A 20,016-nucleotide genomic window follows, 5' to 3' on the forward strand; every position below is an offset into this window, starting at 1 on the left:
CGATGGTCTGCCATGCATTGTTCCGATGGTGAACGCGCAGCCAGTAATGTGGCCTCCGTCTAAGTAAGACAAGGTAAAGAAATAACATGGGCAGCATGCATCCCGTACAGGTGATCGCGGTGACCGGCGGCAAAGGTGGCGTCGGGAAGACTAACGTGTCAGTGAACTTGTCCCTGGCTCTAGCTGAGCTCGGCCGGCGCGTCATGCTGCTGGATGCCGATCTGGGGCTGGCGAACGTCGACGTTCTGTTGGGACTGACACCCAAACGCACGCTGGCCGACGTGATCGAAGGCCGCTGTGAGCTGCGCGACGTGCTGTTGCAAGGGCCTGGCGGTATCCGCATCGTCCCGGCCGCCTCCGGCACCCAGAGCATGGTTCATCTGAGCCCGGCCCAGCATGCCGGCCTGATCCAGGCGTTCAGTGATATCGGCGACAACCTCGACGTATTGGTGATCGACACCGCTGCGGGCATTGGTGACTCGGTAGTCAGCTTCGTGCGCGCCGCGCAGGAAGTCTTGCTGGTGGTGTGCGACGAACCGACCTCGATCACCGACGCCTACGCGCTGATCAAACTGCTTAACCGCGACTACGGCATGAACCGCTTCCGCGTCCTGGCCAACATGGCGCAGAGCCCGCAGGAAGGCCGCAACCTGTTCGCCAAGTTGACCAAGGTCACGGATCGCTTCCTCGACGTCGCCTTACAATACGTCGGCGCAGTGCCTTACGACGAAAGCGTACGCAAGGCCGTGCAGAAGCAACGCGCGGTGTATGAAGCCTTTCCGCGTTCCAAGTGCGCCCTGGCGTTCAAGGCCATTGCGCAGAAAGTCGATACCTGGCCACTGCCGGCCAACCCTCGTGGACATCTGGAGTTTTTCGTCGAGCGCCTCGTGCAACAAACTGCAGGACCCGTGCTATGACAGCCAGCGGTTACAACCTCTACAAGCAGTCGGCACGTGACGCGCAGTACGAGCTGATCGAGCGTTACGCGCCACTGGTCAAACGCATTGCCTACCACTTGCTGGCGCGTCTGCCGGCCAGTGTCCAGGTCGAAGACCTGATCCAGGCCGGGATGATCGGCCTGCTTGAAGTATCAACCAAATACGACGCCAGCAAAGGCGCGAGTTTCGAGACGTACGCGGGCATTCGAATCCGCGGCGCGATGCTCGATGAAGTGCGCAAGGGGGACTGGGCGCCACGTTCGGTCCACCGCAATACCCGCATGGTCAGCGACGCGATTCGCTCGATTGAAGCTAAAACCGGCCGTGACGCTAAAGATCACGAAGTTGCGGCCGAACTCCAATTGAGTCTCGACGATTATTACGGGATTTTGAACGACACCCTGGGCAGCCGGTTATTCAGTTTCGACGATCTGTTGCAGGACGGCGAACACGAAGGGCTGCATGAGGATGGCGCGAGTGCTCATCTCGAGCCGTCACGCGATCTGGAAGATGAACGCTTCCAGGCGGCGCTGGCGGACGCGATTGCCAATTTGCCGGAGCGTGAGCGACTGGTGTTGGCGCTGTACTACGACGAAGAGTTGAATCTCAAGGAAATCGGTGAGGTCCTGGGGGTCAGCGAGTCGCGGGTCAGCCAGTTACACAGCCAGTGCGCGGCCCGTTTGCGGGGGCGTTTGGGGGAGTGGCGAGCGCGCTGAAGGCAGTGTGGGGACACTGCGAATGGAGCTGGTGTGGTGTTGAACCGTACCGGTCTCGATCTGTTGTGCTCCAGACAGTCATTGAGTGCTTTGCCGGATTGATTGAAATGGCGCGTCCAGGTGCTGGGCGCGTTTAAGACTGCTTGGAGGTCGAATTGGACAAGAACATGAAAATCCTCATCGTTGATGACTTCTCAACGATGCGGCGGATCATAAAAAACCTGTTGCGTGACCTTGGGTTCACCAACACCGCCGAAGCCGATGACGGGCTGACCGGGTTGCCGATGCTGCAAAGCGGTAACTTCGATTTTCTGGTTACCGACTGGAACATGCCCGGTATGACCGGCATCGACCTGCTTCGTGCGGTGCGCGCCGATGAAAGGCTCAAGCACCTGCCGGTGCTGATGGTGACCGCCGAAGCCAAGCGCGAGCAAATCATCGAAGCGGCCCAGGCCGGTGTTAACGGCTATGTGGTCAAACCCTTCACAGCCCAGGCGTTGAAAGAAAAAATCGAGAAGATTTTCGAACGCATCGGCTGATGTACTGCGCACGGGGGAGCTATGGAGCATAACGAATCTTCACAGGGCGATTTTGAGTCGACCCTGAAAAAACACGCGGTCGAACTGGTCGACAGCCTTGAAAAAGGCAAGTTTGGCGACGCTGTGCAACTGATCCATGAGCTCAACCAGACCCGTGACCGCGGCCTGTATCAGGAAGTGGGCAAGCTCACCCGCGAGCTGCATAGCGCGATCGTCAATTTCCAGATTGACCCGCACATGCCGCAAGCCGAGGAAGTGTCTCAGATCACGGATGCCACCGAGCGCCTGTCCTATGTGGTCAAGCTGACCGAGGCCGCGGCCAACCGCACCATGGACCTGGTGGAAAACGCCACGCCGCTGATCAACAGCCTGAGCGATGAAGCCCAGGCGCTGAGCACGGATTGGGGACGGTTCATGCGTCGCGAAGTCGGGGCTGAAGAGTTCCGCGAACTGGCCCGGCGGGTCGATGGTTTCCTGACACGCAGCAGTGAAGACAACCGCGTCGTGTCGAGCAACCTCAACGACATTCTGCTGGCCCAGGATTACCAGGACCTCACCGGTCAGGTGATCAAGCGTGTGACCCAATTGGTCACCGAAGTTGAAAGCAATCTGCTCAAGCTCGTGCTCATGGCCAGTCACGTAGACCGCTTTGCGGGTATCGAACACGACCGTGAGGCGATGCTTGCTGAAAAAGATCCACAAAAACATCTCTCTCAGGGTGAAGGTCCGCAGATTCATGCCGATAAAAGAGAAGACGTTGTGTCCGGTCAGGACGATGTGGACGATTTGTTATCCAGTCTTGGATTTTAGTTTTCTGGGTTTTTAGACCTGTAGGAGCACCCCCTTAATGAGCTTCGGCGCCGATGAAGAGATCCTTCAGGATTTCCTGGTTGAGGCCGGCGAGATTCTAGAGCAACTGTCCGAGCAGCTGGTCGAGCTGGAAAGCCGACCTGATGATGCGGACTTGCTCAATGCAATTTTTCGCGGTTTTCACACTGTAAAAGGGGGCGCCGGCTTCCTCCAGCTCAACGAGCTGGTGGAGTGCTGTCACATCGCCGAGAACGTGTTCGACATCCTGCGCAAGGGTGAGCGTCGCGTCGACTCGGAACTGATGGACGTGGTTCTCGAAGCGCTGGACGCGGTGAACAGCATGTTCAGCGAAGTCCGCGAACGCAGCCCGATCACGGCTGCCACGCCTGAATTACTCGCGGCGCTGGCCCGTCTGGCCGAGCCGCAAATGGAAGCTGCACCGGCGCCGGTCGCTGAAGTGGTTGAAGCACCGGTCGCCGAAAGCGAATCGGGCGACATTACCGATAACGAATTCGAACAACTGCTGGACTCGCTGAACGCCGTCAAGGCCCAGGCCGAGGCGCCCGTAGCGGCTGCGCAGCCTGTTTCGCAGCCTGCCGCCGATGCAGCCGCTAGTGACGAAATCACCGATGCCGAGTTCGAGTCGTTGCTCGATCAATTGCACGGCAAAGGCCAGTTCGCCGCCGATGCAGTAGCCGCTGCGCCTGCTGCTCCGGCTGCTCCGAAAGCCGCCGGCGACAGCTCCGACATCACCGACGACGAGTTCGAAGCACTGCTCGACCAGTTGCACGGCAAAGGCAACTTTGCGGTCGATGCGCTGGAATCGGCAATCGCTTCGGCGCCAGCCCCGGCTGCGCCAACCGCCGCTGCGGCCGGTAGCGATCTGATCTCCGATCATGAATTCGAATCGCTGCTCGACGAATTGCATGGCAAGGGCAAGTTCACTGAAGTGGGCACTGCGTCTGCTGTTGCTTCGGTAGCGACTCCGGTTGCCAAGGCACCAGCACCTGTGGCCAAGGCACCCGAGCCAAAAGCCCCCGAGCCCAAAGCAGAAGCACCGAAGCCTGCTGCCGCCGCAGCGCCGGCTCCTGCTCGTGCCCCGGCCGCGCCGCCCGCGGAAAAGCCAACCAGCGAAGCCGAGACCACCGTGCGGGTCGACACCGCGCGTCTCGACGAAATCATGAACATGGTCGGCGAGCTGGTACTGGTTCGTAACCGCCTGGTTCGTCTGGGCCTCAACAGCGGCGACGAAGCCATGTCCAAGGCCGTGTCGAACCTCGACGTGGTCACGGCCGACCTGCAAACCGCGGTCATGAAGACCCGGATGCAACCAATCAAGAAAGTCTTCGGGCGCTTCCCGCGTCTGGTTCGCGACCTGGCTCGCCAGCTCAAGAAAGAGATCAACCTGGAACTGGTCGGCGAAGAAACCGACCTCGACAAGAACCTCGTCGAGGCCCTGGCCGACCCGTTGGTCCACTTGGTGCGCAACTCGGTCGACCACGGTATCGAAGAGCCGGCTGATCGCGAAGCGATGGGCAAGCCTCGCAGCGGCAAAGTGATTCTGTCCGCTGAACAGGAAGGCGACCACATCCTGCTGTCCATCTCCGATGACGGCAAGGGCATGGACGCTGACGTTTTGCGCGGTATCGCCGTGAAAAAAGGTTTGATGGACAAGGATGCGGCGGACCGTCTCAGCGAGTCCGATTGCTTCAACCTGATCTTCGCGCCGGGCTTCTCGACCAAGACCGAGATCTCCGACGTGTCCGGTCGTGGCGTGGGCATGGACGTGGTGAAAACCAAGATCGCCCAGCTCAACGGCACCATCAATATCTACTCGACCAAGGGCAAAGGCTCGAAGATCGTCATCAAGGTCCCGTTGACCCTGGCGATCATGCCGACGCTGATGGTCATGCTCGGCAACCAGGCGTTCGCGTTCCCGCTGGTGAACGTCAACGAGATCTTCCACCTCGACCTGTCGCGCACCAACGTGGTGGACGGCCAGGAAGTGGTGATCGTGCGGGACAAGGCGCTGCCCTTGTTCTACCTCAAGCGCTGGCTGGTCAGCTCCGCCGCTCACGAAGAGCAGCGCGAGGGCCATGTGGTGATCCTTTCGGTGGGCACTCAACGGATCGGCTTCGTCGTCGATCAGTTGGTGGGCCAGGAAGAAGTGGTCATCAAGCCATTGGGCAAAATGCTCCAGGGAACCCCGGGCATGTCCGGTGCCACCATCACCGGTGACGGCCGCATTGCTCTGATTCTCGATGTTCCGAGCATGCTCAAGCGTTACGCCGCACGGCGTATTTGATTCTGGGGGAGCGGGGCGCCAGAGCCTCGCCCCGTCTAACGGAGTGTTTATGGTAGTCAAAGTCCTGGTGGTGGACGATTCGGGGTTTTTCCGCCGCCGCGTCTCGGAAATTCTTGCAGCGGATTCAAACATCCAGGTCGTCGGTACGGCGACCAACGGAAAAGAGGCGATCGATCAGGCCCTGGCCCTCAAGCCAGACGTGATCACCATGGACTACGAGATGCCAATGATGGATGGCATCACGGCGGTGCGGCACATCATGCAGCGCTGCCCAACCCCGGTGTTGATGTTCTCCTCGCTGACCCACGAAGGCGCCCGGGTCACCCTCGATGCGCTGGACGCCGGCGCGGTGGACTTCCTGCCGAAGAATTTCGAAGACATCTCCCGTAACCCGGAGAAGGTCAAGCAACTGCTGTGCGAGAAGATTCTCAGCATCTCGCGCAGTAACCGTCGTGTCAGCGCCTACACCCCTCCGGCACCGGTCGCTGCGCCAGCCCCGACGCCTGCGCCTTCGAGCGTCGGCAGCTACGGCAGCAGCGCGCCTGCGCGTCCGGCACCGGCACCGATTGCGGCGCGCCCCCATGCAGCGGCTCCGTCATCTCCCGCGCCGAAACGCAAAGCCTACAAATTGGTCGCCATCGGTACCTCCACCGGTGGCCCGGTTGCGCTGCAACGGGTTCTGACACAGTTGCCGGCCAACTTCCCGGCACCCATCGTGTTGATCCAGCACATGCCGGCAGCCTTCACCAAGGCCTTCGCCGAGCGCCTGGACAAGCTGTGCCGCATCAGTGTCAAGGAAGCCGAGGATGGCGACATCCTGCGTCCGGGCCTGGCGCTGCTCGCACCCGGTGGCAAGCAGATGATGATCGATGGCCGTGGCGCGGTGAAAATCCTGCCGGGCGACGAGCGTCTGAACTACAAGCCGTGCGTGGACATTACCTTCGGTTCCGCGGCCAAGTCCTACGGCGACAAAGTTCTGGCGGTGGTACTGACCGGCATGGGCGCCGACGGTCGCGAAGGCGCGCGTCTGCTCAAGCAGGGTGGCAGTGCGATCTGGGCCCAGGATGAAGCCAGTTGTGTGATCTACGGCATGCCAATGGCCATCGTCAAAGCCGAACTCGCGGACGCGGTGTACAGCCTCGACGACATCGGTCGGCACCTGGTTGAGGCTTGCATCTGATGGATGTGCTCAGCCTTATCGGGATCATCATGGCGTTCGTCGCCATCATCGGCGGCAACTACCTTGAAGGCGGTCACCTCGGCGCACTGGCCAACGGCCCGGCGGCGTTGATCGTACTCGGTGGCACCATCGGTGCCGCGCTGCTGCAATCGCCGATGAGTGCCTTCAAGCGTGCCATCCAGATTCTCGCCTGGATTCTGTTTCCGCCTCGCGTGGACCTGGCCGGCGGCATTGATCGCGTGGTGAACTGGAGTCTGACCGCTCGCAAGGAAGGTTTGCTCGGGCTGGAAGGGGTGGCCGACGCCGAACCTGACAGCTACTCGCGTAAAGGCCTGCAATTGCTGGTCGACGGTGCCGAGCCGGAAGCGATCCGCAGCATTCTGGAAGTGGATTTCTACACCCAGGAAAGCCGCGACATCGAAGCCGCCAAAGTCTTTGAAAGCATGGGCGGCTACGCGCCGACCATCGGTATCATCGGTGCGGTGATGGGCCTGATTCACGTCATGGGCAACCTGGGCGACCCATCGCAACTGGGCAGTGGCATCGCCGTCGCCTTCGTCGCTACCATCTACGGCGTGGCCAGTGCCAACCTGGTGCTGTTGCCGATTGCCGCCAAGCTCAAGTCCATCGCGTTACGGCAGTCGCGCTATCGCGAAATGTTGCTGGAAGGGATCCTGTCGATCGCCGAAGGTGAAAACCCTCGCTCTATTGAGTTGAAGCTTCAGGGCTTCATGGATTGATGGGGGAAATGGATCATGGCTCGTCGCAGGCAACATGAAGAACATGTGAACCATGAACGTTGGCTGGTTTCCTACGCCGACTTCATCACCTTGCTGTTCGCGTTCTTCGTGGTGATGTACTCGATCTCGTCGATCAACGAAGGCAAGTACAAGATCATTTCCGAGGCGTTGATCGGGGTGTTTACCGACTCTGACCGCGCCCTCAAGCCGATACCCATCGGCGAAGAGCGACCGAAGACCGTGACCCCGGCCAAGCCATTGGTCAAGGACAGCGAGCAGATCGACGCCGGCATCGCCCAGGCCGCCAACGATCCACTCAAAAGCATCGCCGATGACATCAGCGCGGCGTTCGGCGACTTGATCAGTTCCAACCAGATGACCGTGCGCGGCAACGAGTTGTGGGTCGAGATCGAACTCAATTCCAGCCTGTTGTTCGGCAGCGGCGACGCCATGCCCAGCGACATTGCGTTCAACATCATCGACAAGGTCGCTGCGATCCTCCGGCCGTTCGACAACCCGATCCACGTCGAAGGTTTCACCGACGATCAACCGATCCGCACCGCGCAATACCCAACCAACTGGGAACTGTCCTCGGCCCGTTCGGCGAGCATCGTGCGGATGCTGGCGATGCAGGGCGTGAACCCTGGTCGCCTGGCATCGGTGGGTTATGGCGAATTCCAGCCAGTGGCCAACAACGCCACCGCCGAAGGCCGTGCGCGCAACCGTCGGGTGGTGCTGGTGGTGTCACGCAATCTTGATGTACGCCGTAGCCTCACCGGTACCGGAACGGCTCATGCACAACCGGATGCCGCATTGAAGCGGGCTGGCACACAAACTGCACCGACCCCGGTCAAGTCGCCGGGACGCGAGAGTGCCGTCAATTCTCCGTCACCCGCATTAATACGTTGAGCTATTTCTCGGTCGACGTTTTCGACCGGGAGGAACAATCCGAATGAGAGTCTGGGCAGTTGCCAATCAAAAGGGTGGTGTCGGTAAAACCACTTCCTCCATTGCTTTAGCCGGTTTACTGGCGGAGGCGGGCAAGCGCGTGGTTGTGGTCGATCTCGACCCCCACGGCTCCATGACCAGCTACTTCGGTTACGACCCCGACAGCCTGGAGCACAGCAGCTACGACCTGTTTCTGCACAAGGGCAACGTGCCGCAAGGCTTGCCCGGTCAGTTGTTGATGCCCACCAGCGACGAACGCATTTCCCTGTTGCCATCGAGCACCGCGCTGGCCACCCTTGAGCGCCAGTCGCCGGGCCAGAGCGGTTTGGGCCTGGTGATCGCCAAGAGTCTGGCGCAGTTGTGGCAAGACTTCGATTACGCCGTGATCGACAGCCCGCCGTTGCTCGGCGTGCTGATGGTCAATGCCTTGGCGGCCAGCCAGCAGTTGGTGATTCCGGTGCAGACCGAGCACCTGGCGGTCAAAGGCCTGGAACGCATGGTCAACACGCTGGCGATGATCAACCGCTCGCGCAAACTGGCGTTGCCGTTCAACATCGTGCCGACCCTGTTCGACCGCCGCACCCAGGCTTCGCTTGGCACTCTGCGCGTGCTGCGCGACAAGTACCCGGAAGAAATCTGGCAAGGCTACATCCCGATCGACACCCGCTTGCGTGACGCGAGCCGGGCAGGACTGACGCCGTCGCAATTCGATGGCAAGAGTCGCGGCGTTCTCGCCTACCGCGCACTGCTCAAGCATCTGTTGGCCCAGCAACTTGTTCCGCAGGTGGCTTGAGATGAGCCTGATTCCTACGATGGTATTCGCATGACCCGGCCGGTGAAGATCACCTCGCGCCCGCAATTGGCCCTTCAGTCTTATCTGGATGGCTTGCTGCAGGACGCGACCGAAGAGCTGTTGCCTGAAGTCGAGGCGCTGCCCGAGGTTGTCGAGGCTGAAGCTGCGCTGGACGAGTTCCAGGCGGCGGTGCTCGAAGAGCAGGCGCGCGATGCGCAGAAGCCGGCAGTGGTCGCGGCCCCCGTTGTTGCGCCAGTGGCGAAGGCACCGGTGGCCGTGATCGAAGCGCCGGCACCGATTCTGGCGTCCGTGTCGACGATTGCGCCGTTGCTGCAAGCGTTGGTGCCGCCGGTGGTGGAAGTTCATCTGCCGCCGAGCAACACGCCGCCTCCGGTGGAAAATGACGATCGTCCGGCCTGGGCGGCCGAGCCGTTCGAATGCCTGTTGTTCGATGTCGCCGGGTTGACCCTCGCGGTGCCGCTGGTGTGCCTGGGTTCGATTTATTCCCTGGCCGGCCACGAGCTGACGCCGTTGTTCGGTCAGCCGGAATGGTTCCTCGGGATCCTGCCAAGCCAGGCCGGCAACCTGAAGGTGCTGGATACCGCACGCTGGGTCATGCCGGACCGCTACCGCGACGATTTCCGCCAGGGCCTGCAATACGTTATTTCAGTTCAGGGCTATGAGTGGGGGCTGGCGGTGCATCAGGTCAGCCGCTCGTTGCGCCTGGACCCGAATGAAATCAAATGGAGAAGTCACCGGGGGCAGCGGCCATGGCTCGCCGGCACGGTGATTGAACACATGTGCGCTTTGCTCGATGTCGCCGCACTGGCCGAATTGATCGCCAGCGGCGGGGCGAAGCACATGGGCGGCAGTAAGCCGAACCACAAACCGACATAAAAAACACGCATCGGCATTCAAGTGCCGGTGCACTGAATACACACCGCTAGGGCGGTTTTTCGAGGGGTCAGGGTATGAATGACAAGGCGACGGCGGCAAAAGGTTCCGAAGATCCGATCCTGCAATGGGTCACCTTCAAGCTGGACAATGAAACCTACGGCATTAACGTGATGCGCGTTCAGGAAGTCCTGCGCTACACCGAAATCGCTCCGGTACCGGGTGCCCCGAGCTACGTGCTGGGTATCATCAACCTGCGCGGCAACGTGGTCACCGTGATCGACACCCGTCAGCGTTTCGGCCTGGGCACGGTCGACGTCAGTGACAACACCCGCATCGTCATCATCGAAGCCGACAAGCAAGTGGTCGGGATCATGGTCGACAGCGTGGCTGAAGTGGTTTATCTGCGTCAGTCGGAAATCGAGACCGCACCGAACGTCGGTAACGAAGAGTCCGCCAAGTTCATTCAAGGCGTGTGCAACAAGAACAATGAACTGCTGATCCTGGTCGAGCTGGACAAGATGATGAGCGAAGAAGAATGGTCGGAACTGGAGAGTATCTGATTGATTCTTGAGGTGGCTGTGATTGTCCTGTTCCTTTTGTGGGCGGGCACGCTGGCGATGTTCCTGGCGTACATCCGCGCTCAAAGGCAGGTCGCCGCACAACAGGCTCAGGGCGATGCGCTGCGCGATCAGCGCATCAAGGACCTGGCCAAGCGCGTCGACGACTACCAGAACGGCAACGTGCGCATGGGTGAAGACCTGCACGAACTGCGCGCGGTGGTCGGGCCGTTGCCGGACAAGCTGGCGCAGTTGGAGCAGCGTGATCCGTCGAGCCTTTCATTCGCCCAGGCCGCGCGCCTGGTGGGGATGGGGGCCAGCGTCGATGAGCTGACTCAGTCTTGCGGCTTGACCCAGGCTGAGGCGGAGTTGATGAGCAAGTTGCATAGAAACTGAGAAGAGCAAAAGATCGCAGCCTCGTTTCACTCGACAGCTCCTACATTGGGATGGTGTACGCCCTGTAGGAGCTGTCGAGTGAAACGGGGCTGCGATCTTTTTACATTCAACAAAGATTCAATAATCATCCCCGCGCTCGGTGACGTCCTTCTCCACCGTCACCGCATGCGGATCATGCCCCGCCGGAAACTTGCCTTTCAGATTCCAGGCAAACGCAATGATCTCGGCAATCGTGCGGTACAACTCCTCGGGAATACTCTCGCCCAATTCCATCCGCGCCAGCAGTTTCACCAGTTCGGCGTTCTCGTAAATCGGCACTTCGTAGTCACGGGCAATCCGTAGAATTTCTTCAGCCAGTTCTTCGTCACCTTTGGCCGTAAGGGTAGGGGCGTGGCTGCCGTCGTATTTGAGGGCGATGGCCTGGCGCGGTGCGGTGGATTCGTTCATGCGGTTTCGTCGACCCAGCGTTGTTCGAGACGGGTTTGAGGGCCTTGTGGCGGTGTGCCGAGGTGGCAATCCAGATCGCCGACGTTCAGCCCCGAATCCAGCAGGCGCTGGCGCAGCGCGGCCAGATTGCTTTCGATCAGGCTCGCAGTGTACGGCCGTTCGGCCCACAGCTGACTGGAGAGGCTGCCTTTGATCAGTTGGGCCTGAATCTGCAACGGCCCCAACGGTTCCATGTCGAATGCCAGCTCGACGCGCCATAGCGGTTGCTTGGGTTCGCGTTCGTCGCGGCGTTCGCGCGGTTGTTCTTTTTCGGGGGCTTCTTCGCGCTGGAATTTGACCTGCAACGGCACGATGTCCTGCAGGTTGCGCATGGGGATTTCCAGTTGCCAGGTGCTCATCAACCGCCCGTCACTGGTGACGCCAGTCTGCTCAAGGCTCGACAGCTGATGACTTTGCAAACGTGAAACCGCCGCCGCAGCCAGGCGCAGCAGGTGCTCGAGATCATCTTCGCCTTCCGCGCTTTGCAACAGGCGCTCGGGCAGTGGGAAGCTGGTCGGCGACGGTTTGGCACTGACTTGCCCGAGCATGCCGAGGGCATTGCGCACAAAACTCGGCATGGCCTGGGCCAGGGTGTTGGCGGCGATGATTGCGTTGAGATTGGTGTTGGCCGGCAGGCCCGGCGTCAGTTGGGCGATCAGCTTGAGCAGGTCGCCTTTCATGTCTGGCACCAGCGTCGGGTTTTGTCCGGTCAGCAATTTGGCTTCGAGGAACAGGCCACTGTTGGCCAGCGCCTGGGCCAGGCCTTTGGGCGTACTCAATTGTTGGACGTCCGGCAGGCCGGCGAGCAATTTGTCCACGGCAGCGCGCAGGTCGCTGGAGGTTTGATCCGACGGCGGCAGGTTTTGCAGGACCTTGATCAAGCCATCCAGAGAACCCTGGCGACTTTGCTGGCTGACCAATTGTTGCGTCACCGCCAACTGTTCCTGACGGCTGCTCAGCGGCACGAATTTGAGTGTCTGGGTGTCCTGCACCAAGGCGCTCAGCAAGCTGCCGATGCGCAGCGGCGTCGGGCTGTCGATGCTCAGCGTGCTGCCGCTCAGCGCGGTGTTGAGCAGGCTCACCATCGAGCGAAACACCGTCGGCTGGCCCGGCACCTGCGGCATCACCTGAGAGGTCAGCACTTTGCCTTGCAGCAGGGTGCCGACCGGCAGTTGCGCCGTGTCGATACGGGTAAGGGTGGCGACGCTGGAGGCGATGGCCTGTTGCACCGTGACTGCCAGATTGCCCGCCGACGGTTGGGTAACCGTCAGGCTGGCGCCCTGGGGCAAAGGCTGAGTGCTGGTGGCCTGGACAGTGGTCTGGCGGCCGCTGTCGAGAGTGACCTTGAGCAACAGTTGAAAGGTCTGATCCGCCTGCTTGAGTGACAGCACTTCAGCCTTGGCGGTCTGACCGGCCGTGATCAGGCCCTCCATCGGCGTCAGCAGATTGAGCAACTCGCTGCTGATCACCAATGGACGCGAAGTCGCCGGGTTGGTTGGCGGGAGCGGGAGGATGTTCATTTCGCCTGTCATACGCGGACACAACCTGAGGAAATTGCACTCTTGAGAGTAGGGAACGCCATGTATAATGCCGCCCGTCTTTCGCTGAGTGGCGAAAACTTTGCAATTGATTGACGCAGCTCTCTAGAACAAGCCGTCATAGCATCTATGCTGCATCTCTTTAACGGCCGCGCCAGAGCCGACTTGAACCGCATAAGGCCCGTGAACCCTTGACCAGTCCTGTCCTGCAAACCGTTGCCCTTGCCTGTGAGCGAGACCTTCGGCTGCTTTTCGAAAATCTCGAATTGCGACTGGCCAGTGGCGAAATGTTACAGATCAGCGGCCCCAACGGCAGTGGCAAGACCAGCCTGTTACGTCTGCTTTGTGGCTTGATGCACCCGACCGCCGGTCAAGTGTTGCTCAACGGCCAGCCACTGAGCGAACAACGCAGCGAACTGGCGCGCAACCTGCTGTGGATCGGCCATGCCGCTGGCATCAAGGACCTGCTGACCCCCGAAGAAAACCTCAGCTGGCTCTGCGCCTTGCATCAACCGGCCTCCCATGAGGCGATCTGGCAAGCACTGGCGGCGGTGGGGCTGCGCGGTTTCGAGGATGTTCCCTGTCACACCCTGTCTGCCGGCCAGCAACGTCGTGTGGCGTTGGCGCGGTTGTACCTGGACAGCCCGCCGCTGTGGATCCTCGACGAGCCATTCACCGCGCTCGACAAACAAGGCGTGGCGCAACTCGAAGAACACCTGGCCGCGCACTGCGAGCGCGGCGGCATGGTGGTGCTGACCACTCACCACACGCTGAGCCGGATGCCGGCCGGTTATCGCGACATTGATTTGGGGAATTGGGCCGTATGAGTGTTTTCGGCCTGTTGGTCGCCCGTGAGGCTCGTTTGCTGTTCCGCCGTCCCGCCGAATTGGCGAACCCGTTGGTATTTTTCGCCATCGTCGTCTCCTTGTTCCCGCTGGCGGTTGGTCCCGAGACTCAATTGTTGCAAACCTTGTCTCCGGGGCTGGTCTGGGTGGCGGCGCTTTTATCGGTTTTACTCTCGCTGGACGGGCTCTTCCGCAGTGATTTCGAAGATGGATCCCTTGAACAGTGGGTCCTTTCGTCGCACCCCCTGCCTCTTCTGGTGCTGGCCAAGGTGCTGGCACACTGGGCCTTTTCCGGCCTGGCACTGGTTTTGCTCGCGCCATTGCTGGCGCTGATGCTCGGTTTGCCTGCCGCTTGTCTGCCGGTGTTGCTGCTTTCTTTATTGCTCGGTACACCGGTGTTGAGCCTGCTCGGTGCGGTGGGCGCGGCGCTGACGGTAGGATTGAAGCGTGGTGGCCTGTTGCTGGCGCTGCTGATTCTGCCGCTGTATATCCCGGTGTTGATTCTCGGCAGTGGCGCCTTGCAGGCGGCATTGCAGGGCATGCCGGCGACCGGTTATCTCTTGTGGCTTGGTAGCCTGACCGCCCTGGCGATAACCCTGGCACCTTTTGCAATAGCTGCTGGCCTGAAGATCAGTGTCGGCGAATAATGAGGTCTGGTTAAAATTTAACCAGTAAAGACCCTTTGGCTGTTTCGTGATAACGAACAGCAACCGTGATGGAAACAGCAATGAACTGGACCTGGTTTCATAAGCTCGGCTCGCCCAAATGGTTTTACGGCATCAGTGGCAAATTGCTGCCCTGGCTGAGCGTCGCGGCGTTGCTGCTGATTAGCGTCGGCGTGGTCTGGGGCCTGGCCTTCGCACCGCCGGACTACCAGCAAGGCAACAGCTTTCGAATCATCTATATCCACGTTCCCGCCGCCATGCTGGCGCAGTCGATCTACGTGATGCTGGCCGTGTGCGGCGTTGTCGGGCTGGTGTGGAAAATGAAACTGGCCGATGTCGCCCTGCAATGCGCCGCCCCGATCGGTGCCTGGATGACCGCCGTGGCGCTGGTTACCGGAGCGATCTGGGGCAAACCGACCTGGGGTTCGTGGTGGGTCTGGGATGCGCGACTTACGTCCATGTTGATTCTGCTGTTTCTGTACTTCGGTCTTATTGCGCTGGGCAACGCCATCAGCAATCGTGACAGCGCGGCCAAGGCCTGCGCGGTGCTGGCGATTGTCGGCGTGATCAACATCCCGATCATCAAATACTCGGTGGAGTGGTGGAACACCCTGCACCAGGGCGCGACGTTCACCCTCACCGAAAAACCGGCGATGCCTGCCGAGATGTGGCTGCCACTGCTGCTGACGGTGCTGGGTTTCTACTGTTTCTTCGGCGCGGTGCTGTTGCTGCGCATGCGCCTTGAAGTGCTCAAGCGCGAAGCCCGGGCGAGCTGGGTGAAATCCGAAGTGCAGAACAGTCTGGAGGCCGCTCGATGAGTTTCGCTTCATTCGGCGACTTTCTCGCCATGGGCCATCACGGCCTGTATGTCTGGTCAGCCTATGGCATTTGCCTGGCGGTGCTGGCCCTCAACGTGGCGGCGCCGATCCTGGCCCGCAAGCGGTATCTGCAACAAGAGGCGCGTCGTTTGCGCCGGGAGAACGGCCAGTGAATCCGCTGCGTAAAAAGCGTCTTGTCATCATTCTCGCGATCCTGGTCGGTGTCGGCGCTGCCGTCGGCTTGGCCCTGAGCGCCCTGCGGCAGAACATCAATCTGTTTTACACCCCGACCCAGATCGCCAATGGCGAAGCGCCGCAAGACACGCGCATCCGTGCGGGCGGCATGGTCGAAAAAGGCTCGCTGCAACGTTCCGGCGATTCCCTGGACGTGAAATTCATCGTCACCGACTTCAACAAATCCGTGACCATCAGCTATCGCGGCATCCTCCCGGACCTGTTCCGCGAAGGGCAGGGCATCGTTGCCCTCGGCAAGCTCAACGCTGATGGCGTGGTGGTGGCCGACGAAGTGCTGGCCAAGCACGACGAGAAGTACATGCCGCCGGAAGTGACCAAGGCGTTGAAAGACAGTGGTCAGTCGGCACCTACGCCAGCCAAGGAGGGCTAACGGATGACTTCCGCACTTTACAGCTCGGGGCTGTTCATCCCCGAACTCGGCCATCTGGCCATGATCCTGGCGTTGTGTTTTGCGTTGGTGCAGGCCGTGGTGCCGTTGCTCGGTGCCTGGCGCGGCGACCGTTTGTGGATGAGCCTGGCCCAGCCGGCCGCGTGGGGGCAGTTCGCGTTTTTGCTGTTCGCCTTCGGTTGCCTGACCTATGCGTTCATGACGGACGACTTCTCCGTCGCCTACGTGGCCAGCAACTCCAACAGCGCGCTGCCGTGGTACTACAAGTTCAGCGCCGTGTGGGGCGCTCACGAAGGGTCGTTGCTGCTGTGGGCGTTGATTCTCGGCGGCTGGACCTTCGCGGTGTCGGTGTTCTCCCGACAGTTGCCGCAAGTGATGCTGGCCCGGGTGCTGGCGGTGATGGGCATGATCAGCACGGGTTTCCTGCTGTTCCTGATCCTGACGTCCAACCCGTTCGCCCGGATCCTGCCGCAGATGCCGGCGGACGGGCGCGATCTTAATCCTCTGCTGCAAGACATCGGCCTGATCGTTCATCCGCCGATGCTGTACATGGGTTACGTCGGCTTCTCCGTGGCCTTCGCCTTCGCCATCGCCGCGCTGTTGGGCGGTCGTCTCGATGCGGCGTGGGCGCGCTGGTCCCGTCCGTGGACCATCGTCGCCTGGGCCTTCCTTGGCATCGGTATCACGTTGGGTTCCTGGTGGGCCTACTACGAACTCGGCTGGGGCGGCTGGTGGTTCTGGGACCCGGTGGAAAACGCGTCCTTCATGCCTTGGCTGGTGGGCACGGCGCTGATTCACTCGTTGGCGGTCACGGAAAAACGTGGCGTGTTCAAGAGCTGGACCGTGCTGTTGGCCATCGCCGCATTCTCGTTGAGCCTGCTCGGGACCTTCCTGGTGCGTTCCGGCGTGCTGACCTCGGTTCACGCCTTTGCCTCCGACCCTGAGCGTGGTGTGTTCATTCTGGTCTTCCTGCTGTTTGTGGTCGGTGGTTCATTGACGCTGTTCGCCCTGCGCGCGCCGGTGGTCAAGAGCCATGTCGGCTTCAACCTCTGGTCCCGGGAAACCCTGCTTCTGGGCAACAACCTGGTGCTGGTGGTGGCTGCTTCGATGATTCTGCTGGGCACCCTGTATCCGCTGATCCTTGACGCGATGACTGGTGCCAAGCTGTCGGTCGGCCCGCCGTACTTCAACGCGCTGTTCATTCCGTTGATGGCGATCCTGATGATAGTGATGGCGGTCGGTGTGGTGGTGCGCTGGAAAGACACCCCGGTCAAATGGCTGGTGAGCATGCTGACCCCGGTATTACTCGGCAGCGCCGCGCTGGCCGTCGTGGCGGGTGTTGCTTACGGCGATTTCAACTGGGCGGTGCTGGCAACCTTCATGTTGGCTGCCTGGGTGTTGCTGGCCGGTGTGCGGGACATTTTCGACAAGACTCGCCACAAAGGCTTGATCAAAGGACTGCCGACCCTGACCCGCAGTTATTGGGGCATGCAACTCGCGCATTTGGGCATTGCCGTGTGCGCGCTGGGTGTCGTGTTGTCGAGCCAGAACAGTGCCGAGCGTGATCTGCGCCTGGCACCGGGTGAGTCCATGAGCCTGGCCGGTTACCAGTTTGTGTTCGAAGGCGCCAAGCACTTCGAAGGCCCGAACTTCACGTCCGACAAGGGCACCGTACGGGTGATCCGCGACGGTAAGGAAGTCAGCGTGCTGCACCCGGAAAAACGCCTGTACACGGTGCAGAACTCGATGATGACCGAGGCCGGGATCGACGCCGGTTTCACCCGTGACCTGTACGTCGCACTGGGCGAGCCGTTGGGCGAGGGCGCCTGGGCGGTTCGCGTGCACGTCAAACCGTTCGTGCGCTGGATCTGGTTCGGTGGGCTGCTCACAGGTGTAGGCGGGTTGCTGGCGGCGCTGGATCGCCGTTATCGGGTCAAGGTAAAAAGTCGTGTGCGTGAAGCGCTCGGCATGACGGGAGCCACCGCATGAGACGTTGGTTGATGCTGTTGCCGCTGGCGATTTTTCTGGTGGTTGCTGTTTTTCTGTATCGGGGGCTGTACCTGAACCCGGCCGAGTTGCCCTCGGCGATGATCGGCAAGCCGTTCCCGGAGTTTTCCCTGCTCTCGGTGCAGGGCGACAAAACCCTGACCAAAGCGGACATTCTGGGTAAACCGGCGCTGGTCAACGTCTGGGGCACCTGGTGCATTTCCTGCCGGGTCGAGCACCCGGTGTTGAACAAACTGGCCGAGAAGGGCGTGGTGATCTACGGCATCAACTACAAGGACACCAATGCAGACGCCTTGAAGTGGCTGGCCGAGTTCCACAACCCGTATCAACTGGACGTCCGTGACGATGAAGGCACCCTGGGCCTGAACCTCGGCGTGTATGGCGCACCGGAAACCTTCTTCATCGACGCCAAGGGCATCATCCGCGACAAATTCGTCGGGGTGATCGACGAACAGGTCTGGCGCGAAAAACTGGCGGCCAAGTATCAGGCGCTGGTCGACGAGGCCAAGCCATGAAGCGCTGGATTGCCGCCGCCGTTCTGGGGTTGAGCATGGCTGGCGTGGCCCACGCCGCCATCGATACCTATGAGTTCGCCAAAGAGGGCGATCGCGAGCGTTTTCGCGAGCTGACCAAAGAGCTGCGTTGCCCAAAGTGCCAGAATCAGGACATTGCCGATTCCAACGCACCGATCGCCGCCGACCTGCGCAAAGAGATTTTCCGCATGCTCGGCGAGGGCAAGGACAACCAGCAGATCATCGACTTCATGGTCGACCGCTACGGTGATTTCGTCCGCTATAAACCTGCTCTGAATGCCAAGACCGCATTGCTCTGGTTCGGCCCGGCCGGCCTGCTGCTGGGCGGTTTTGTGATCATCGCCGTGATCGTCCGCCGTCGTCGCGTGCAACGCGCTGACAGCCCGGACACGCTTTCTTTTGATGAGCGCGAGCGCCTCGACCACCTGTTGGATAAAACCAAGCATGATTGATTTCTGGCTCGCTGCAGGCCTGCTGCTTCTGGTAGCCCTGAGTTTTTTGCTGATCCCCGTTCTGCGCGGTCGTCGCGCCCAGCTTGAAGAGGATCGTACGGCGCTTAACGTCGCGCTGTATCAGGAGCGCGTGGCTGAGTTGCAGACTCAGCAGGAAGAAGGCGTACTCAACGCCGAGCAAATGAATGCCGGCCGAGCCGAAGCCGCCCGTGAACTGCTTGCCGACACCGAAGGCGTCGAGGCACCGCGAGTGTCGCGCCTGGGCAAGCCATTGCCATTGCTGGCGGCAATTCTGGTGCCTGTGCTGGGCCTTGGGCTGTACCTGCATTTCGGTGCCAGCGACAAAGTCGAGCTGACCCGCGAGTTCGCCCAGGCGCCGCAGTCGATGGAAGACATGACCCGTCGCCTGGAGCGTGCGGTTGCGGCCCAACCGGATTCGGCCGAAGGCCTGTATTTCCTTGGCCGCACTTACATGGCTCAGGACCGCCCTGGCGATGCGGCGAAGATCTTCGAACGCACCGTGAACCTGGCCGGTCGCCAGCCGGAACTGCTCGGGCAGTGGGCTCAGGCCCAATACTTCGCCGATGGCAAGAAGTGGTCGGGCAAGGTCCAGGCCCTGACTGACGAAGCACTGAAAGCCGATCCGAAGGAGGTCACCAGCCTCGGTCTGCTGGGCATCGCGGCCTTCGAAGGCGAGCGTTACCAGGAAGCTATCGACTACTGGAATCGTCTGTTGGTGCAACTGCCGCCGGATGACCAATCCCGTGTCGCACTGCAAGGCGGTATCGCCAAGGCCGCCGAGAAGCTTGAAGCCAGCGGTGGCAAGGTGGCTCAGGTTCAGGCGCCGGCAGTAAAGGTTGCAGCACTGCTCAAGGTGCGTGTCGATCTTGCACCGGACTTGAAAGCCAAGGTCCAGCCCGGCGACAGCGTGTTCATCTTCGCCCGCGCCACCGCAGGCCCGCCCGCACCATTGGCGGCCAAGCGTCTGACCGTTGCCGACCTGCCAGCGACCGTCGAGCTGGGCGATGCGGATGCAATGATGCCCCAGTTGAAACTGTCGAACTTCCCCGAAGTCCAACTGGTTGCGCGCATCTCCCGCGCCGGCCAACCGACTGCCGGCGAATGGATCGGTCGTAGCCAACCTTTGGCCACCAGCACCAGCGCGCCACAAAAACTGACCATCGACAGCCCGGATAAATAACAGGAAACG

The 20,016-nt window shown here is 60.8% G+C and carries 23 protein-coding genes; 21 read left to right on the forward strand and 2 right to left on the reverse strand.

Annotated features, from left to right (window positions below; translation table 11 throughout):
* Window positions 1-86: 86 nt before the first annotated feature.
* The 12 genes from fleN to AC07VO_RS19575 all read left to right on the forward strand — a co-directional run bounded on the left by fleN (window position 87) and on the right by AC07VO_RS19575 (window position 10,819).
* Window positions 87-917 carry a flagellar synthesis regulator FleN gene (fleN, locus tag AC07VO_RS19520; protein WP_003222917.1) on the forward strand — a complete coding sequence of 277 codons (831 nt, stop codon included), beginning with the start codon at window positions 87-89 and terminating at the stop codon, window positions 915-917.
* On the forward strand, window positions 914-1,654 hold the full coding sequence (fliA, locus tag AC07VO_RS19525) for an RNA polymerase sigma factor FliA (protein WP_018925059.1): 741 nt from the start codon (window positions 914-916) through the stop codon (window positions 1,652-1,654). The genes fleN and fliA overlap by 4 nt, the downstream gene beginning before the upstream one ends.
* A 167-nt stretch (window positions 1,655-1,821) precedes the next feature.
* Window positions 1,822-2,193 carry a chemotaxis response regulator CheY gene (locus AC07VO_RS19530; RefSeq protein WP_167331167.1) on the forward strand — a complete coding sequence of 124 codons (372 nt, stop codon included), beginning with the start codon at window positions 1,822-1,824 and terminating at the stop codon, window positions 2,191-2,193.
* 21 nt (window positions 2,194-2,214) lie between these two features.
* Window positions 2,215-3,003 (forward strand): protein phosphatase CheZ, encoded by a 789-nt coding sequence (locus AC07VO_RS19535; protein ID WP_018925061.1) that lies wholly within the window; start codon window positions 2,215-2,217, stop codon window positions 3,001-3,003.
* Window positions 3,004-3,040: 37 nt separating this feature from the next.
* Window positions 3,041-5,308 carry a chemotaxis protein CheA gene (locus tag AC07VO_RS19540; protein ID WP_086945859.1) on the forward strand — a complete coding sequence of 756 codons (2,268 nt, stop codon included), beginning with the start codon at window positions 3,041-3,043 and terminating at the stop codon, window positions 5,306-5,308.
* Between the two features lie 49 nt (window positions 5,309-5,357).
* Complete coding sequence (locus AC07VO_RS19545; RefSeq protein ID WP_018925063.1) at window positions 5,358-6,488, forward strand: protein-glutamate methylesterase/protein-glutamine glutaminase; 1,131 nt, start codon at window positions 5,358-5,360, stop codon at window positions 6,486-6,488.
* Complete coding sequence (locus tag AC07VO_RS19550) at window positions 6,488-7,228, forward strand: flagellar motor protein (RefSeq protein WP_018925064.1); 741 nt, start codon at window positions 6,488-6,490, stop codon at window positions 7,226-7,228. Before AC07VO_RS19545 ends, AC07VO_RS19550 begins: the two co-directional genes overlap by 1 nt.
* A 15-nt stretch (window positions 7,229-7,243) precedes the next feature.
* Complete coding sequence (gene motD / locus AC07VO_RS19555; RefSeq protein ID WP_018925065.1) at window positions 7,244-8,137, forward strand: flagellar motor protein MotD; 894 nt, start codon at window positions 7,244-7,246, stop codon at window positions 8,135-8,137.
* 43 nt (window positions 8,138-8,180) lie between these two features.
* Window positions 8,181-8,969, forward strand: a complete 789-nt coding sequence (locus tag AC07VO_RS19560) for a ParA family protein (RefSeq protein WP_018925066.1) — start codon at window positions 8,181-8,183, stop codon at window positions 8,967-8,969.
* A gap of 30 nt (window positions 8,970-8,999) precedes the next feature.
* Entirely contained in the window at window positions 9,000-9,866 is an 867-nt protein-coding gene (locus AC07VO_RS19565; protein ID WP_064619453.1) for a CheW domain-containing protein, read from the forward strand.
* Window positions 9,867-9,940: 74 nt separating this feature from the next.
* A complete protein-coding gene (locus AC07VO_RS19570; protein WP_007938663.1) occupies window positions 9,941-10,426 on the forward strand; it encodes a chemotaxis protein CheW in 486 nt (161 codons plus the stop codon).
* Window positions 10,427-10,819, forward strand: a complete 393-nt coding sequence (locus tag AC07VO_RS19575) for a DUF2802 domain-containing protein (RefSeq protein ID WP_018925068.1) — start codon at window positions 10,427-10,429, stop codon at window positions 10,817-10,819.
* 117 nt (window positions 10,820-10,936) lie between these two features.
* Here AC07VO_RS19575 and AC07VO_RS19580 read toward each other — a convergent pair whose 3' ends face one another.
* Both AC07VO_RS19580 and fliK read right to left on the reverse strand, forming a co-directional pair.
* On the reverse strand, window positions 10,937-11,266 hold the full coding sequence (locus tag AC07VO_RS19580; protein WP_018925069.1) for an EscU/YscU/HrcU family type III secretion system export apparatus switch protein: 330 nt from the start codon (window positions 11,264-11,266) through the stop codon (window positions 10,937-10,939).
* Entirely contained in the window at window positions 11,263-12,837 is a 1,575-nt protein-coding gene (gene fliK, locus AC07VO_RS19585; RefSeq protein ID WP_086945858.1) for a flagellar hook-length control protein FliK, read from the reverse strand. Before fliK ends, AC07VO_RS19580 begins: the two co-directional genes overlap by 4 nt.
* Window positions 12,838-13,034: 197 nt before the next feature.
* Here fliK and ccmA point away from each other — a divergent pair, with 197 nt between their 5' ends.
* The 9 genes from ccmA to ccmI all read left to right on the forward strand — a co-directional run bounded on the left by ccmA (window position 13,035) and on the right by ccmI (window position 20,007).
* Window positions 13,035-13,670: a cytochrome c biogenesis heme-transporting ATPase CcmA gene (ccmA, locus tag AC07VO_RS19590; RefSeq protein ID WP_028940002.1), complete on the forward strand. Its 636-nt coding sequence runs from the start codon at window positions 13,035-13,037 to the stop codon at window positions 13,668-13,670.
* On the forward strand, window positions 13,667-14,335 hold the full coding sequence (gene ccmB / locus AC07VO_RS19595; protein WP_007939195.1) for a heme exporter protein CcmB: 669 nt from the start codon (window positions 13,667-13,669) through the stop codon (window positions 14,333-14,335). Before ccmA ends, ccmB begins: the two co-directional genes overlap by 4 nt.
* A gap of 80 nt (window positions 14,336-14,415) precedes the next feature.
* Complete coding sequence (locus AC07VO_RS19600; protein WP_007939194.1) at window positions 14,416-15,171, forward strand: heme ABC transporter permease; 756 nt, start codon at window positions 14,416-14,418, stop codon at window positions 15,169-15,171.
* Entirely contained in the window at window positions 15,168-15,344 is a 177-nt protein-coding gene (gene ccmD, locus AC07VO_RS19605) for a heme exporter protein CcmD (RefSeq protein ID WP_007939192.1), read from the forward strand. The genes AC07VO_RS19600 and ccmD overlap by 4 nt, the downstream gene beginning before the upstream one ends.
* Window positions 15,341-15,796 carry a cytochrome c maturation protein CcmE gene (ccmE, locus tag AC07VO_RS19610; protein ID WP_086945857.1) on the forward strand — a complete coding sequence of 152 codons (456 nt, stop codon included), beginning with the start codon at window positions 15,341-15,343 and terminating at the stop codon, window positions 15,794-15,796. Before ccmD ends, ccmE begins: the two co-directional genes overlap by 4 nt.
* 3 nt (window positions 15,797-15,799) lie before the next feature.
* Window positions 15,800-17,803, forward strand: coding sequence for a heme lyase CcmF/NrfE family subunit (locus AC07VO_RS19615; RefSeq protein ID WP_018925072.1), 2,004 nt, complete (start codon window positions 15,800-15,802; stop codon window positions 17,801-17,803).
* Window positions 17,800-18,336, forward strand: coding sequence for a DsbE family thiol:disulfide interchange protein (locus AC07VO_RS19620; protein WP_018925073.1), 537 nt, complete (start codon window positions 17,800-17,802; stop codon window positions 18,334-18,336). Before AC07VO_RS19615 ends, AC07VO_RS19620 begins: the two co-directional genes overlap by 4 nt.
* Entirely contained in the window at window positions 18,333-18,806 is a 474-nt protein-coding gene (locus AC07VO_RS19625) for a cytochrome c-type biogenesis protein (protein WP_018925074.1), read from the forward strand. The genes AC07VO_RS19620 and AC07VO_RS19625 overlap by 4 nt, the downstream gene beginning before the upstream one ends.
* Complete coding sequence (ccmI, locus tag AC07VO_RS19630; protein WP_086945856.1) at window positions 18,799-20,007, forward strand: c-type cytochrome biogenesis protein CcmI; 1,209 nt, start codon at window positions 18,799-18,801, stop codon at window positions 20,005-20,007. Before AC07VO_RS19625 ends, ccmI begins: the two co-directional genes overlap by 8 nt.
* Window positions 20,008-20,016 lie beyond the last annotated feature (9 nt).

The organism is Pseudomonas sp. GW821-FHT03E01, from assembly GCF_059420765.1.

What these genes read in the sequence shown, in the direction of transcription:
- AC07VO_RS19565 (WP_064619453.1), top strand. Translation starts at nt 9,000, where the DNA reads ATGACCCGGCCGGTGAAGATCACCTCGCGCCCGCAATTGGCCCTTCAG.
- AC07VO_RS19550 (WP_018925064.1), top strand. Translation starts at nt 6,488, where the DNA reads ATGGATGTGCTCAGCCTTATCGGGATCATCATGGCGTTCGTCGCCATC.
- ccmI (WP_086945856.1), top strand. Translation starts at nt 18,799, where the DNA reads ATGATTGATTTCTGGCTCGCTGCAGGCCTGCTGCTTCTGGTAGCCCTG.
- AC07VO_RS19570 (WP_007938663.1), top strand. Translation starts at nt 9,941, where the DNA reads ATGAATGACAAGGCGACGGCGGCAAAAGGTTCCGAAGATCCGATCCTG.
- AC07VO_RS19600 (WP_007939194.1), top strand. Translation starts at nt 14,416, where the DNA reads ATGAACTGGACCTGGTTTCATAAGCTCGGCTCGCCCAAATGGTTTTAC.
- AC07VO_RS19535 (WP_018925061.1), top strand. Translation starts at nt 2,215, where the DNA reads ATGGAGCATAACGAATCTTCACAGGGCGATTTTGAGTCGACCCTGAAA.
- AC07VO_RS19580 (WP_018925069.1), bottom strand. Translation starts at nt 11,266, where the DNA reads ATGAACGAATCCACCGCACCGCGCCAGGCCATCGCCCTCAAATACGAC.
- AC07VO_RS19530 (WP_167331167.1), top strand. Translation starts at nt 1,822, where the DNA reads ATGAAAATCCTCATCGTTGATGACTTCTCAACGATGCGGCGGATCATA.
- AC07VO_RS19540 (WP_086945859.1), top strand. Translation starts at nt 3,041, where the DNA reads ATGAGCTTCGGCGCCGATGAAGAGATCCTTCAGGATTTCCTGGTTGAG.
- fliA (WP_018925059.1), top strand. Translation starts at nt 914, where the DNA reads ATGACAGCCAGCGGTTACAACCTCTACAAGCAGTCGGCACGTGACGCG.
- AC07VO_RS19620 (WP_018925073.1), top strand. Translation starts at nt 17,800, where the DNA reads ATGAGACGTTGGTTGATGCTGTTGCCGCTGGCGATTTTTCTGGTGGTT.
- ccmB (WP_007939195.1), top strand. Translation starts at nt 13,667, where the DNA reads ATGAGTGTTTTCGGCCTGTTGGTCGCCCGTGAGGCTCGTTTGCTGTTC.
- ccmD (WP_007939192.1), top strand. Translation starts at nt 15,168, where the DNA reads ATGAGTTTCGCTTCATTCGGCGACTTTCTCGCCATGGGCCATCACGGC.
- fliK (WP_086945858.1), bottom strand. Translation starts at nt 12,837, where the DNA reads ATGACAGGCGAAATGAACATCCTCCCGCTCCCGCCAACCAACCCGGCG.
- AC07VO_RS19545 (WP_018925063.1), top strand. Translation starts at nt 5,358, where the DNA reads ATGGTAGTCAAAGTCCTGGTGGTGGACGATTCGGGGTTTTTCCGCCGC.
- AC07VO_RS19625 (WP_018925074.1), top strand. Translation starts at nt 18,333, where the DNA reads ATGAAGCGCTGGATTGCCGCCGCCGTTCTGGGGTTGAGCATGGCTGGC.
- AC07VO_RS19560 (WP_018925066.1), top strand. Translation starts at nt 8,181, where the DNA reads ATGAGAGTCTGGGCAGTTGCCAATCAAAAGGGTGGTGTCGGTAAAACC.
- fleN (WP_003222917.1), top strand. Translation starts at nt 87, where the DNA reads ATGGGCAGCATGCATCCCGTACAGGTGATCGCGGTGACCGGCGGCAAA.
- AC07VO_RS19615 (WP_018925072.1), top strand. Translation starts at nt 15,800, where the DNA reads ATGACTTCCGCACTTTACAGCTCGGGGCTGTTCATCCCCGAACTCGGC.
- motD (WP_018925065.1), top strand. Translation starts at nt 7,244, where the DNA reads ATGGCTCGTCGCAGGCAACATGAAGAACATGTGAACCATGAACGTTGG.